This window comes from Sabulibacter ruber, from assembly GCF_017355955.1.
GTDB lineage: Bacteria > Bacteroidota > Bacteroidia > Cytophagales > Hymenobacteraceae > Nibribacter > Nibribacter ruber_A.
Genome location: NZ_JAFFID010000001.1, coordinates 1 through 15025 on the forward strand (window position 1 = coordinate 1; position 15025 = coordinate 15025).

8 protein-coding genes are annotated in these 15025 nt (G+C 48.9%); 7 read left to right on the forward strand and 1 reads right to left on the reverse strand.

All coding sequences use genetic code 11. The annotated features are described in order from the left end of the window. The coding region (locus tag JT719_RS00005; protein WP_207429845.1) for a DUF4982 domain-containing protein at positions 1–516 on the forward strand (516 nt) is incomplete at its 5' end. Between the two features lie 246 nt (positions 517–762). Here the strand turns inward: JT719_RS00005 and JT719_RS00010 are convergent. Next, positions 763–1803: a LacI family DNA-binding transcriptional regulator gene (locus tag JT719_RS00010; RefSeq protein WP_207429846.1), complete on the reverse strand. Its 1041-nt coding sequence runs from the start codon at positions 1801–1803 to the stop codon at positions 763–765. Positions 1804–2242: 439 nt separating this feature from the next. On the opposite strand from JT719_RS00010, the gene JT719_RS00015 reads away from it, so the two are divergent. From JT719_RS00015 to JT719_RS00040, 6 genes are all read left to right on the forward strand, one after another. Continuing rightward, entirely contained in the window at positions 2243–5272 is a 3030-nt protein-coding gene (locus JT719_RS00015) for a SusC/RagA family TonB-linked outer membrane protein (RefSeq protein ID WP_242693146.1), read from the forward strand. A gap of 60 nt (positions 5273–5332) precedes the next feature. Then, on the forward strand, positions 5333–6817 hold the full coding sequence (locus JT719_RS00020) for a RagB/SusD family nutrient uptake outer membrane protein (protein ID WP_207429850.1): 1485 nt from the start codon (positions 5333–5335) through the stop codon (positions 6815–6817). Positions 6818–6835: 18 nt separating this feature from the next. Then, positions 6836–8293 (forward strand): hypothetical protein, encoded by a 1458-nt coding sequence (locus JT719_RS00025; RefSeq protein ID WP_207429852.1) that lies wholly within the window; start codon positions 6836–6838, stop codon positions 8291–8293. 257 nt (positions 8294–8550) lie between these two features. Next, positions 8551–10797 carry an alpha-amylase family glycosyl hydrolase gene (locus JT719_RS00030; protein WP_207429854.1) on the forward strand — a complete coding sequence of 749 codons (2247 nt, stop codon included), beginning with the start codon at positions 8551–8553 and terminating at the stop codon, positions 10795–10797. A gap of 210 nt (positions 10798–11007) precedes the next feature. Continuing rightward, positions 11008–13212, forward strand: coding sequence for a glycoside hydrolase family 97 protein (locus JT719_RS00035; protein ID WP_207429856.1), 2205 nt, complete (start codon positions 11008–11010; stop codon positions 13210–13212). A 217-nt stretch (positions 13213–13429) separates the two neighbouring features. Next, positions 13430–15001, forward strand: a complete 1572-nt coding sequence (locus tag JT719_RS00040) for an alpha-amylase family glycosyl hydrolase (protein ID WP_207429858.1) — start codon at positions 13430–13432, stop codon at positions 14999–15001. Positions 15002–15025: the final 24 nt, after the last annotated feature.

Consider the following 15025-nt stretch of genomic DNA (forward strand, 5'->3'; position numbering starts at 1 on the left):
GCCGAGCTGTTCGTGAACGGCAAGAGCATGGGCGTGCAGAGGAAGCACGCCGGGACCCCGCAGAACCGCTACCGCCTCATGTGGATGGACGTGAAATACGAGCCCGGCACCGTCAAGGTAGTCGCCTTCGGCAAGGACGGCAAGTCCGTGGCCGAGCGGGAGGTGAGGACCGCCGGCAGGCCGCACCGGATCGTGCTGCAGCCGGACCGGACGCAGATCTCCGCCGACGGGAAGGACATCTCCTTCGTGACCGTGTCGGTGGTGGACAAAGACGGGAACCCCTGCCCCACGGCCACGGACCGGCTCAGCTTCCAGGTGAAAGGGAAAGGGAAGTACCGGGCCGCCGCCAACGGGGACCCCACCTCGCTGGAGCGGTTCCATCTGCCTACCATGAAGCTGTTCAGCGGCAAGCTCGTCGTGCTCGTGCAGGCCACGGAGGAGGCAGGGGACCTGGAGCTGACCGTGAAGGGCAAGGGCCTGCAGGCCGCCAAGGTGGGCCTCAAAGCAACTAAATAGGTGTTATATAGAATACTTCCCTTAGGTTATGAATTGGAGGAGTTAAGCAGCAGGCCATTTCTGGCCTGTTTATAGAAATATGGGGTTAAAACAATCCTTCTATTTTTGTTACCAACATTTCCTAGTCTATAAGGCTCTGTAAACACAAAGGCCCTGCTTTAATTAGCGGGGCCTTTGTGTTTACTTTTGTTTCTTAATTCCAAGCTTATTGTAACAATCCATCCAAGGTTTGTAGGTGGTTATCGCTTATTTGGGCCTTTGGGTAGACTCCCTCTCTATAAGGACTGGCTCTAAAATTATTTTCTTCGGTTCCTCTAACATCTCTAGCGTATCTACCCCATTAGACTTCTTGCCAAGCGCTTCCAAAAACAATGTGAAAGCCTCTTCTCCCATACGAGCGGGCTGCTGGTCAATGGTGGAAAGGGTAGGGGTTACGTAAGGGGTGAAAGACTCATTCCCGAATCCCAGGACTCCTACTTGCTCAGGCATCTTGATTCCTTGTTGCTTCAGATACTGCAAGGCTCCTAAAGCCGTAATATCAACCACCGCAAAAATGGCGTCAATGTTTTTGTCCCGTGATAACAACCGTTCTGCGCCTAGTTTTCCAGATTCAATGGAATTCCGGCCATATTGGATTAAGTCATCGTCCACAGGGAGATTATTCTTTTTCAACGCATCTACATAACCTAGCAGACGATCATTGAAAATTTTGATGTGCTGCGGTCCAGAGATGTGGGCAATGCGTTTATAGCCTTTCTGGATAAGGTGTTCAGTTGCCATAAAGGCGCCTTTGTAGTCATCCACTACCACCGAAGGGGAAGTTAACTCATCCTTCACCCGGTCAAACATCACCAGCGGCACCTTGCGTCGCTTTACGTCATAGAAGTGGTCCAGATTTGACGTGTCTTTGGCAATAGAGGCTATAATCCCGTCAACGCTGGTTTGCAAGAGGGTTTCTACTCCCTCCACTTCATACTCACCGGTTTCACTGGATTGAAACAAAAGAATATTATATCCGTTACTGCGGGCTATCTTCTCTATGCCGTGTACTACGGCTCCAAAGAAACCGATGTCGGTGCTGGGAATCAGGATGCCTATGATATTCGTTCTGCCCGATCTAAGCGAAGAGGCCAGTCGGTTTTGCCGGTAATTAAGGTTTTGCGCGGCCGTTCTGATCAACTCCTTCGTGGCCGCACTTATGGAAGGGTGGTCATTGAGAGCTTTAGAGACGGTAGAAGGGCTTGTGTTAAGCTCTTTCGCTATGTCATGAATAGTAGTTCTGGCCATAGAGAAACATCGATTTCTTAAAAGAACTGGGGGAAGAAAACCCTGCTTTATTGTTGTTTACGTGCTTTGGAAACAAATCTAATTAAACAAATCTTAAAAAAGCCTGTTATGAAGATGGTTTTTTTTAATAGGCATCCGTTTAAGGAACAATTTTTGGGAATTTTTTAAAAAATCTTCTTCTTTTGTGGTGTCAAACTCTTTGAGAAGTGAATTAAAATTTATAAATCGCTAAGGAAATCGATTTCGTAAACATGGATAATTGAGAATATTTCATTTTCTACTGTTGTTATCTCAATGCTACTCAATGGTTTAACGGGCAATCGGAGCTTTTCACCTTTTACACAAACAACTTAATCCTTATTCTATGTCAAATTTGTTACTCAAGACCCTGCCTCCTAGTGACGGGTTGCAAGGTAATCGGCTATTCAGGAAGCCGGCAATGTTACTGGCCCTGGTCACTGCCTTCTTTTACTTGTGCAGCGGCTTTGCCTATGCTCAGCAAAGAAACGTGACTGGTACGGTGACCGGAGAGGGCGCTTCTCCCTTGATTGGGGTTACTGTATTGCTGAAAGGAACTTCCACTGCCACTGCTACGGACGTGAATGGAGGATTCTCGATTCCGGTAACCGGAAACAATGCGGTGTTGGTAGTCTCTTATATTGGCTACGTGACCCAGGAAGTACCCGTAGGAAGCCAAACTACAGTAAACGTGAATCTGGTTTCTGATGCCAAAGCATTAGAAGAAGTAGTGGTAGTAGGGTATGGTACCCAGAACAAGCGTGACCTTACTGGGTCAGTAGCTGCTTTGGATGAAAAAGATTTCAACGCAGGTCCTGTAACCAGCCCTTTGCAACAGATTACAGGTAGGGCTGCCGGGGTAACTATCAATCAGGTTGGCAGTGAGCCAGGCCAGAATCCAAACATTCGGATCAGAGGTATCACTTCTTTAGTTGGTGGTAATGACCCACTGGTAGTAGTGGATGGTATCCAGGGTGACCTTGGTTTGCTGAACCAGATTCCGCCAGCTGAGATTAGCTCTATTGAGATTCTGAAAGATGCTTCTGCCACTGCTATCTATGGCTCAAGAGGAGCTGCTGGGGTAGTTCTTGTAACTACAAAAAAAGGTAGAGCAGGCGAAACAACACTTGAGTATAGTGGGGTGGGCTCTATTGATATTATTTCTAAGGAATATGACATGCTGAATGCCGACGAATACAGAGCGGCGGCTCAGGCTAGAGGTATTACCTTCAATGATTATGGTGGAAACACCAACTGGTTTGACGAAATCACCCGCAGAGGCTACACACAAACACACAACCTAGCCGTAGCCGGTGGCGGGGAGAATTTTACCTACAGAACCTCTTTAACAGGTATCTTGCAACAAGGTATTATCAAAAAATCTAACTATGATAATTACATCGCACGTTTTCAGGGAAGCCAGAAAGCCCTGAAAGACAAGTTGAGTTTAGACTTCAACTTGAACGCTTCGGTTAGAAAAAATGAGTATAACAATGGCGGTAGAATAGGGGAAGCGATTAACCGCAGACCAACTGACCCAATTTATACAGATGAGCCCTTATACAAAGATACCGGACCTTACTTCATTGACCCGCAAAGCTTTGGGTACCTGAACCCAGTAGCTCGCACTAACGAGATTGTAGATGGTGACAGAGCCAATAACTTATTCGGGAGCCTGCGTGCAGAATACAGAATCATTGGTGGTTTAAGTGGAGGGGTATTTGGTTCTTGGAGAAGAACAACCCGTGAATACGAAGGCTATACGTCGGCTAGAACAACCGTTGAGGGGGCCAGGAATTTGGGTGAAGTACCTGCTAACCTTACTGGTGAAGAAAGAGAAGCATTCCTGAACAACCTGCCAGATGGTATCGCTGTTCGTAACTCTAACAACTCAGACGAGAAGCTTTTCAATGCTTTCATGAACTACAAAACTGTAGTGGGTGACCACAGCATTGACTTTATTGGGGTTTACGAGTACCAAAAGCAGATTTATGATGGCTACAGTGCAACAGCCAGAGGGTTCCTGGTAGACACAGAGAACAACCTGCAAGCCCTGCAGTCGGCTGACCCAAACCTGTTCCAGCAGGGAAACATCAATTCTTATAAGAACGACAGGACGCTTGCTTCTTTCCTGGCTCGGGCCAACTATTCCTTCAAAGACAGATACCTGTTTAGCGGAAGCTTCAGAAGAGATGGTTCTTCTGTGTTTGGTGCCAATAACAGATGGGCCAACTTCTTTGCCGTATCAGGTGCTTGGAGAATTTCTGATGAAGCATTCATGTCAAATATTACTTTTATCAATGACCTGAAGCTTAGAGTAGGGTATGGTGAGACAGGTAACCAGCAGGGGTTAACCCCATTAAATTCAGTGTTACTGGCAAACAGTGCCGGAACTGCTTTCTTTGGTGGAACCCTTATCCCTAACTTCTCCATTACGCAAAATGCTAACCCAGACCTTAGATGGGAAGTTAAGAAGATGTACAACGCCGGTTTAGATTTCGGTCTCTTCAACGGTGGCAGACTTTCAGGTTCATTAGACTTTTATTACGGAAAAACCAGCGACCTGCTGTTTGATTACGATGTTCCAACTCCTCCATACCCATTTGAGACTATCAAGGCAAACATTGGGGAGATCCTGAACAAAGGGGCTGAGCTTGGTTTGTCTTATTCCTTGATTGACAGAGAAAATCTTTCTGTAAACCTTGCTGGTAACCTTACTACCAATAAGACAGAGGTGATTGACCTTGGTGGTAATTTCAATGGAATCAATTTAGAGACTAACTATGTAGTTTGGGGCGCTGGTGGTACCACTGGGGTTGGTTCAAGTAACAATGGCGTATCTTACCTGATTATGAATCAGCCTTTAGGGGCATACTACCTGTACAGACATGCCGGTATTGATGAAAGCGGTAACCAGATCATTGATGATTTAAATGGTGATGGCGTAATTACACCGGGTAACGGTCCTGGTCCTGACCGCTACCTTGCCGGTCAAGCCCTTCCTAAATTTACTTGGGCGTTCACACCTTCAGCTAGATACAAGAACTTTGATCTAAACCTAGTTTTCAGGGGTGCGCATGGCCATAAGATTTTCAATGCCAGAAAAGCAACGCTTAGTACTTTAAGTATCCTGGGTCAAAACAACCTGCTTAGAAGCGCGGTGGACCTTGGTTTAGATAACCTAACCTATGCTACAGATCTTTGGTTGGAAGATGGCGACTACGCCCGTCTTGAGAACCTTACCCTGGGATATAACTTTAATACGGCAAGGTTTGGTGGAGCAATCAGAAATCTGAGACTTTCCTTCACTGCTAACAACTTGTTTGTTATTACTGACTACACCGGTATTGATCCAGAGGTGAGCACCACTGGTGGTAGTGGCTCAGGGTTAGATACTGGTATCTATCCACGTACCCGCAGATTTGCTCTGGGTATCAATGCAACTTTCTAATCTACAGTGAAATTCAAACGCCTTGACTTATGTTAAGGCATTATTGAAACCCTAACGTTTATGAAAAAAATATTTTATACTATAATGCTTTCTTCTTCAGTAGCCTTTTTTGGCTGTACTGATCTGGAAGAAGGTACATACGGTCAACAAGTAGGTGATAAATTCTATGCTACTGAGGCTGGAATCAACGCCGCTCTTGCCTCTATATACAATGAGGTACGCGGTGACTGGAATGGAAAAGGGATTGCTGGCGCTGATAGAGGCTGGTATGACCTGAACGAGACCTCCACCGATGAAATGGTTATCCCAACCCGTAATGACGGTGGTTGGAATGACAACGGTATCTGGCGGGCCATGTACCAGCACACCTGGACAGGTTCACAGGAGTTTATTGGAAACACCTGGAACTGGCTTTATAGAAGTGTGTTCAAGTCTAACCTGGCCGTTGAATTGTTGGAAGGTGCCAATGCTGATAGAGCAAGAATAGCTGAGGCAAGAATACTCAGGGCATACTTCTACTATATGCTCATGGATGGCTGGGGAGATGTTCCTTTCTATACCCAAAATAACCTCACTGTAGACCAGATACCCCAAACACCTCGGGCAGAGATTTTCAACTTTATTGTTAAGGAGATACAGGACAATGCAGAGTTCCTGCCAGAAACAAAAGGAGGTCAGTTCTACGGTAGATTCAACAAGTGGGCCGCTTATGCGCTTTTAGCCAAATTGTACCTGAATGCAGAGGTTTACACCGGAACCCCGCGCTGGTCTGAGGCTATTGCAGCTTCTGATAAAATCATCAACCAGGGTGGCTTTACATTAACGCCGAATCTATACAACAATGCCGGAACAAGCGCAGTTTTTGGTGATAGATTAGATGACCAGGAAGTGATTCTTGCAGTTTACGTAGATGCCTTAAGTGCTCCCCGTAATATTATCGGAATCCGGACCTTGCAGGCCCCACATGGAACTGCCCTGTTCGGTTTCAGTACCTGGAACGGTGCTACCGTTCACCAGGATTTTGTAAACAAATACAGCGATAATGATAAGCGTAAAAAGCAATGGCTAATCGGACCCCAACCAGGTGGTGTGAACTATTCTCTCACGCTATCCTCTCTAACTAGTGCTGGCCAGTCTGAAGGGGCAAGAAATGCCAAGTTCCTTCCGGTACCTCCGTTTGAGCCAGGTAACAGTTCTTCCAACGACTTCCCTGTGTTCCGTTATGCTGACGTATTGTTGACCAAAGCCGAAGCCCTATTGAGAAGTGGTGGTTCTGAGGCTACCGCTAGAGAGTTAGTGAACATGGTACGAAACCGTGCGGGACTTGATGATCTGGAAGGCACCCTTACCCTGAATGAAGTGTATGACGAGAGAGGTCGTGAGCTGGTTTGGGAAGGTCACCGTCGTCAGGACATGATCCGCTTCGGAACTTTCACAGCTGCCCGCGCCTTTAAGGCGCCTAGTTCAAGTATCTATCGGTTGTTCCCTATACCTTCTGAAGCTTTAAGAAACAACCCTACCCTTAAGCAAAATCCTGGTTATTAATAGAAAAGAGATACTTGTATGAAAAACTTTAGATTTCTATTTACTTGTTTCAGTTTCATCCTGAGCTTATTTGTCTTGGGGTGTAGCGAGGATGAAATAGAACCATCCTTTGAGGAACTACGCAATCAGGAGTATGACCTTGTAGTTGTATCAGATGCAAGTGCTAATATTCCGGTTTCTTTCAAAGCTGCCGGAACAGATTTAGAGCGCGTGGTGGTGGAGATTACTCCGCAAGGCTCTTCAACTGTAGTAGCATCCAATACTCTGAACAGAATTACTCATGAGAATCTGAATAGAGTAAACATGACAGTTCCGTTTCCTGGGAACAACGTAGCTCCTTCAGGTCTTTATACAGTCACTTACAAAATGACTGGTAAAAACGGAGAGCAAAGTGTTGGCTCCTATACTATCAATGTCATCAACAATGTAAGTCCTGTTCTTTGTGAGTACACCAATGCATTGCCGCAAGGCAAAACCGTTTGGATCAGGTTGTACGTTCCTGAGGGTGAAAACTTGCCTGCAAATGACAATACCATCTACCTGACGGGTAGCTTTGGTGCCAGAGAAGGTGGTGCTGACTGGGACGGTGGCGGAGGGCCACACAGATTCACTCGTTTAAGTGCTACTTGCTATGAAATTGCAATGCACTTGGTAAGTGGCGATAAATATAAAATCACCCGTGGTACCTGGGATAAACAGATGACCAATGCTACAGGTGCTGAGTATTCAGACTTTACTTACAACGGGGAAACCACTATTTCGCATACGGCTTTCAACTGGAAAGACCTTCCGGTAGTTACTCCTAACACTCCAACAACCGAGATCCTGAATGTTCCTGCTGAAGCCGTTAAATCTGGCATGCTTACAGTAGTGGCCACCTTGGATAACAGCCTTGCAGCTGGTAGCGGTGACTACTACGTGGTAGAAAAAGGAGCCACAGGTATTGCCAATGGCGTTAAAATGGTTGCCTTTGAAGGTACAAACAAAATTGCTGCTGCTGTTCCAAAAAAATCTGGTGTAGAGTATGTAGTTGTTAAAGGCGATGCTTCTGCAACAGGTAAAAACAGATACGGCTTTGTACAGTCTGCTGTATGGGACGGTAAAACAAACCCTGCCAGAATTTCAATCTCAACCTTTGGCCAACCAGGGTTCACCCTCGGAAACAAGATTGTGATTGTGGGTGATGCCACTCCAGCTGGTTGGAACCCTACTGCTGGTCAGGATTTCACCAAGACAGGTGAGGGTAAATACTCCATCACTATTCCTATTACTGCAGAAAAAGCTTTCCTATTACTTCCTGAGTACGAGCAATGGAGTGACAAATGGGGATTTGGTTCTGGTACTGCCACCCAAGGTGCATTAGCTGCCCAGGGAAGCGGGAGTGATTTCTCAACCAAAGGCCTTACTTCCGGCACCTACAAGATTGATGTAGATTTCACTGTAGGAAATGGCTCCTTTAACTTAACCAAGCAATAAAATCATTGCGTTGAATGAAAAAGAAAGAGGTTATCTCCTGTATGAAAAGTGAGGTAACCTCTTTTCTTTTAAATCAAGATTGAGCACTTCCAACTGCCTTGATTCTGGTCTGTTTTCTCCAAAACCGACCAAAAATCTAAAAAGGCCTATCTTATTATTTTTAAACATCATAATTAATTAAAAAGACAGAGGGCTACCTGATCAATCTTAGGATTAGGAATTGTAGCTGAGTCTTTCTTTTGTTTCTCCTTCTTTTTATGAAAAAGTTTTACCTCTGCTTCTTAACCGCTGTTGCTCCCTTCTTTGGCGTGATGGCTCAGCAGGTGCAGCTAACGTTTAGGGTTGACATGAGTCAGCAGACGGTGTCGCCCAACGGAGTGCACGTGGCTGGCAATTTTCAGGCTTTAGCAGGGCAGGGCACCGACTGGAATCCTGCTTCTACTTTGCTTACAGACCCTGACCGGGATGGCATTTATGAAGTGCAGCTTACACTGCCTACCGGTGGGCTGTTCCAGTACAAGTTTATCAACGGCAACAGCTGGGCTGGGGCAGAACTAGTACCAGAGGCTTGTGGCTTGAATGATGGCGGAGGAAACATCAACCGAACAGTAAATGCAACTGCTGCCAATTCCCAGGTTCCGGCGTACCGGTTTGGCACCTGTGAAACAAGCTCCGTCATTATTCCAGAAACAGACTATAGCACCTTCTGGTGGAATGACGCGGTTTTCTATGAGGTATTTGTGCGCAGTTTCTATGACAGCAACGCTGATGGGAAAGGTGATTTCAAAGGCCTGATCCAAAAGCTGGACTACCTCAATGACGGAGATCCCAACACCACCACAGATTTAGGCATAACCGGTATCTGGCTCATGCCCATGATGGAGTCGCCCAGCTACCATGGTTATGACGTGACCAATTACTACGCCACAGAGTCTGACTATGGTTCTATGGCCGATTTTGAAGAATTCCTAGCTGCGGCGCATGCCAGAGGCATCAAAGTGATTATTGACTTTGTGATGAACCACAGTTCAGACCAACACCCATGGTTCACAGAGTCCAGCAGCAACGCCACCAACTCTTACCGCAATTGGTACATTTGGTCCACCACCAATCCGGGGTACACTGGGCCAAGTGGGCAAACCGTGTGGCATCCAAGAAACGGCAACTACTATTATGGTATTTTCTACAGCGGTATGCCAGATCTTAACTGGAGCAATGCGCAGTTGAAAAGCACTATGTGGGATGTCACCCGTTTCTGGCTAAACAAAGGAGTGGATGGCTACCGGATTGATGCGGTAAAGTACCTGGATGAAGATGGCCGAAACATGGAAAACACCCCGGAAACGTACAGCCTGCTGCAGGAATTCAACCAGGTGGTAAAGGGAACCAAGGCAAGTGCCTTCACAGTGGGAGAGGCCTGGTCTAATTCGGCGGCCGTTGTGCCGTACGTGCAGAACAACCGCTTGGATCTTGCTTTTGAATTTGATTTGGCATCGGCTATTCTTAACTCGGTAAAAAATAACAACCCAACTTCTCTCCGGAATCAGTTAAGCGTAGTGAACCGCATTTATCCTAAGTTGCAGTACGGAACGTTCCTGACCAACCACGACCAGAACCGGGTAATGAACGAACTGGGTAGTAATCTGCCCCACATGAAGCAGGCGGCTTCTTTGTATTTAACCATGCCGGGTGTTCCGTTCCTGTACTATGGCGAGGAAGTGGGAATGCTGGGGGCCAAACCTGATGAAGACATCCGTAAGCCTATGCAGTGGACCCCGGGTGCTAACGCCGGTTTCTCTACGGCTACCCCGTGGCGTAGCGTCAACAGCAATTACGCGCAGTTCAATGTGCAGACACAATCTGCAGACCCCAATTCATTGTTAAACCACTACAAGAAGCTCATCCAGATAAGGCACGCGCAACCCGCTCTCCGGAAAGGGTATCACCAGGACATGACTTCTGGTAATGCATCGGTGTTGAGTTACGCACGCATCTTTGAACAAGAAGCAGTAGTGGTAGTGAGTAATTTCGGTGCTGAGGCCGTGTCTAGCCCGGTAATATCATTGGCGGTATCATCCTTGCCTGCCGGAAATTACCGGGTGACGGACCTCTACAGTGGCCAAAGCATGGGTAACGTTACCTTAAACCAACAAGGTGGGGTAAGCAACTGGTCCATTGCTGGGGTAACTTTAGCCGTAGATCAAACCCTGATTTTAAAGCTCAGCCCAAGCACTGCAACCGGTATTTCTCCTGAAGCGGAAAGCCTTGGTCTAAAGCTTTTTCCTAACCCTTCGGCCGGCAAAGTAACCATCTCCCTGGGTAAACCAGCCTCCGGAAGAAACCAGCTGATCGTTTTTGATGTGTCTGGTAGAATTCTGCAGCAAACTAACTTCCTGGGCGATAACTACACGCTGGAGACAGCCGGCTGGGAGAGTGGCGTCTACTTTGTGAAAGTACAGTCAGGCGAGAAAATTACCCTGAAAAGGCTGGTGATTACCCGCTAGGCAAAACGGTACCTCGCTTCCCTCAAACATTGAAACCAGATATGGTGCACCTGTTTTAGGGTTGTTTTCTGAGATAAAGGTGTAAAACAGAAAATAACTGGGGTAAACGCAGGCAATGGTTGCCTTCTCCTGTTTTGGAGCTCCTTTCATAAAAGGGGCGCCAAAACAGATATTCAATTCTAATTCCCTTCAACCAAACGCTTATACAACATGAGAAGATTCTCTTTTCTGACAATCCTTCTGCTTTGTTTCCTTGGGGTGGTGAACGCCCAGGAACTAAAGTCCCCCAACGGCAAATTCCTGATGCGGTTCGCCCTGCAGGGCAACGGGGTGCCCACCTACACGCTCAGCTACAAAGGCAAGCCGGTGATCAAGCAGAGCAAGCTTGGTTTCCAGCTGAAGACGAAGGCGGCCGACGCGGCCTCGGGTGGCTCAGACGCCAACATGGAGCAGAAGGCGGTGAACCTGCAGGGCTCGCTGCACGACAACTTCACGGTGGCCGACACCAAGACCTCTTCTTTCAACAAGACCTGGAACCCGGTGTGGGGCGAGGTGAAAACCATCCGCAACCACTACAACGAACTTGCCGTGACCCTCAACCAAAAAGGCACCGATCGGCAGATGGTCGTGCGCTTCCGTTTGTTTGATGACGGTCTGGGTTTCCGCTACGAGTTCCCCACCCAGAAGAACCTCACCTACTTCGTGATCAAAGACGAGAAGACGCAGTTCGCCATGGCCGGCGACCACACCGCCTACTGGATCGCGGGGGACTACGACACCCAAGAGTACGACTACACCACCTCCAAGCTCTCCGAGATCAGGGGCATCATGGCCAAGGCCGTGACGGCGAACCTGTCGCAGACACCGTTCTCCCCAACGGGCGTGCAGACCTCCCTGATGATGAAGAGCAATGACGGACTCTACATCAACCTGCACGAGGCCGCGCTCATTGATTACCCGGTAATGCACCTTAACCTGGACGACAAGAACATGGTGTTTGAGTCATGGCTCACGCCTGATGCCATTGGCGACAAAGGCTACATGCAGGCCCCGCGCAGCACCCCGTGGCGTACCGTGATCGTGAGCGACGATGCTCGCGACATCCTGGCCTCCAAAATGACCTACAACCTGAATGAGCCCAGCAAGATCAAAGACACCTCCTGGATCAAACCCGTGAAATACGTGGGCGTTTGGTGGGAGATGATCACCGGCAAAAGCACCTGGTCTTACACCAATGATTATCCCACCGTGCAACTGGGCATCACTGATTTCTCCAAAGCAAAACCAAACGGTACCCACGGTGCCAACACGGCCAACGTGAAGAAGTACATTGACTTCGCGGCCAAGCACGGCTTTGACGGCGTGTTGGTGGAAGGCTGGAACGTGGGCTGGGAAGACTGGTTCGGGAACTCCAAAGACTACGTGTTCGATTTTGTGACCCCGTACCCGGACTTCGATGTGAAAGGTATCCGGGAGTACGCCCAGTCGAAAGGCGTGAAGATGATCATGCACCACGAGACGTCTTCCTCGGTGCGTAACTACGAGCGCCACATGGACAAAGCCTACCAGTTCATGAAAGACAACGGCTACGACGCGGTGAAGAGCGGCTACGTGGGCGACATCCTGCCGCGCGGCGAGAACCACTACAGTCAATGGATCGTGAACCATTACCAGCATGCCCTTGAAAAGGCCGCCGACTACAAGATCATGGTGAACGCTCATGAGGCCGTGCGCCCAACCGGGATCGCCAGAACGTACCCCAACCTGATCGGGAATGAGTCGGCGCGCGGCACGGAGTACCAATCGTTTGGGGGCTCCAAGCCCAACCACGTGACGGTGCTGCCTTTCACCCGTCTGATTGGCGGACCAATGGACTACACGCCCGGAATCTTCGAGATGGATTTGAGCAAGCTCAACCCAGACAACAAATCGCACGTGAACAGCACGCTGGCGAACCAATTGGCCCTGTACCTGACCCTGTACAGCCCGCTGCAGATGGCCGCCGACCTGCCCGAGAACTATGACCGCTTCCCTGATGCGTTCCAGTTCATCAAAGACGTGGCCGTGGACTGGGACGACAGCAAGTACCTGGAGGCCGAGCCCGGCGAGTTCGTGACCGTGGCCCGCAAGGCCAAAAACACCGGTCAATGGTTCCTGGGCAGCGTAGGCGGCAACGAGGCCCGCACCTCCAACATCAAGTTTGACTTCCTGGACAAGGGCAAGACCTACGTAGCCACCATCTACGCCGACGCGAAGGACGCCCACTACAAGACCAACCCGCAGGCCTACAACATCCGCAAAGTGGTGGTGACCAACAAATCCAAGTTGGCGCAGTTCGTGGCCCCGGGCGGCGGGTACGCCATCAGCTTCACGGAGGCCGATAAAAACCAGACCAAAGGACTGCAGCGACTGTAAACTTTCTGGTTCTGTTTCCCGCCTGTTTTCAGAAATCAGGCGGGAAACAGACTTCCTCTGTTTTGGGCCTGATTTCTGAAAACAGGCTCAAAATCCAGAACTTTTATTTCCCTCTAACATCGGTACTCCGTGGTGAGGGCAGAAAGGAGCGGAAACCTGTTTTCCTGCTGTCTAGCAACACCATGGAGTGCCTTCAATTCCAACCTTATTAACCTACATGAAAAAGCCTAAATTCTCCCACCTTGCGCTCTCCTTCTTGTTTTCCATTGGTGCCCTGGGCGCCCCAGCGTCTGTGCAGGCCCAGGATAAAAAAGCAAGCCAGTGGCCGCGCGGCATCACCTATGAAATCTTTGTACAGTCTTTTGCTGACTCAAACGGGGATGGCAAAGGTGACATCAACGGCATGACTTCCAAGCTGGATTATCTGAAGAACCTGGGTGTGGAAGCGGTTTGGCTGATGCCCATGAACCCGTCGCCTTCTTACCATAAGTATGATGTGACCGATTATTACGGCATCCACCCGGATTACGGGACCATGGAAGATTTTAAGGAGTTCATTAACCAGGCGCACAAACGCAACATCAAAGTGGTGATGGACATGGTGATCAACCACTCTTCAAATAAACACCCTTGGTTTCTAGATGCCGCCAAAAACGAGAACAGCCCGTACCGCGATTACTATGTGTGGACCCACAAAAACGATCCTCAAACCCAACGTGAAGGCAAAACTACCGGCGCTGATTCCTTCAATACGCAACACTGGCACAAGGTAGAAGGCAGTGATTACCTGTACTACGGCTACTTCTACAGCGGCATGCCCGATCTGAACTTCGACAGCCCTAAACTGCGGGAGGAAATCTTCAAGATAGGCCGGTTCTGGTTCACGGAGGTGGGGGTAGATGGTTTCCGCCTGGATGCCGCCCGCCACATCTTCCCCGATGAAAGACCTCAGGACAACCACAACTGGTGGGTGTACTTCCGGAACGAGATGAAGAAAGTGAACAAAGACGTGTACCTGGTAGGAGAGGTGTGGGCCCCCGCCGAGATTGTGGGTCCGTACCTGAAAGGCTTGCCGGCGCTCTTCAACTTTGACATGGGCTTTGCCATCACCAAAGCCGTGAACGAGGAAAACGCCGGTGACTTGGTGGCCAATCACAAAAAGATCCGGGATTTCTACGAGAAGGTGAACCCCGAGTACGTGGACGCCACCTTCCTGACCAACCACGACCAGAACCGCATCATGAGCGCCGTGAACGGTGACCTGAACAAAGCCAAAATGGCGACGGCCCTGTTGCTGACCTTGCCCGGCTCCCCGTACCTGTACTACGGCGAGGAGATTGGTATGCTAGGGAAGAAGCCCGACGAAAACATCCGGGAGCCGTTCCTCTGGGATGTGAAAGGCAAAGACAAGAGCCGCACCACCTGGATGCAGCCCAAATACAACACCGAAGGAGCGGTGGCCCCCGCGGCCGCCCAGATGAAAGACAAGAACTCGCTTTTCAACCATTACAAATCGTTGATTGCGCTTCGGAACAACAGCAAAGCTCTGACCTATGGTGCTTTGGAGCCACTACAGTTAGGAACCGCTGGCGTGAGTGCCTTTGTGAGAACGCAGGAAGACGAATCTCTGCTCGTTTTGCATAATCTGTCTAAAAACGAGGTAACGGTTTCCTTGCCAGAGAATTTGGCTGCTTACAAAAACGTGCACTTCAAAAACAACAAGGGAGCCAAGCAGAAGGGTGCTTCTGTGGTGCTTCCGGCCTACAGCAGTGTGGTGCTGAAGAAATAACTTGAAGAGCCCTGAGAAAGCATC

Excerpts from the sequence above, each read along its gene's own strand:
- JT719_RS00010 (WP_207429846.1), bottom strand. The coding sequence starts at position 1,803 with ATGGCCAGAACTACTATTCATGACATAGCGAAAGAGCTTAACACAAGC.
- JT719_RS00015 (WP_242693146.1), top strand. The coding sequence starts at position 2,243 with ATGTTACTGGCCCTGGTCACTGCCTTCTTTTACTTGTGCAGCGGCTTT.
- JT719_RS00020 (WP_207429850.1), top strand. The coding sequence starts at position 5,333 with ATGAAAAAAATATTTTATACTATAATGCTTTCTTCTTCAGTAGCCTTT.
- JT719_RS00025 (WP_207429852.1), top strand. The coding sequence starts at position 6,836 with ATGAAAAACTTTAGATTTCTATTTACTTGTTTCAGTTTCATCCTGAGC.
- JT719_RS00030 (WP_207429854.1), top strand. The coding sequence starts at position 8,551 with ATGAAAAAGTTTTACCTCTGCTTCTTAACCGCTGTTGCTCCCTTCTTT.
- JT719_RS00035 (WP_207429856.1), top strand. The coding sequence starts at position 11,008 with ATGAGAAGATTCTCTTTTCTGACAATCCTTCTGCTTTGTTTCCTTGGG.
- JT719_RS00040 (WP_207429858.1), top strand. The coding sequence starts at position 13,430 with ATGAAAAAGCCTAAATTCTCCCACCTTGCGCTCTCCTTCTTGTTTTCC.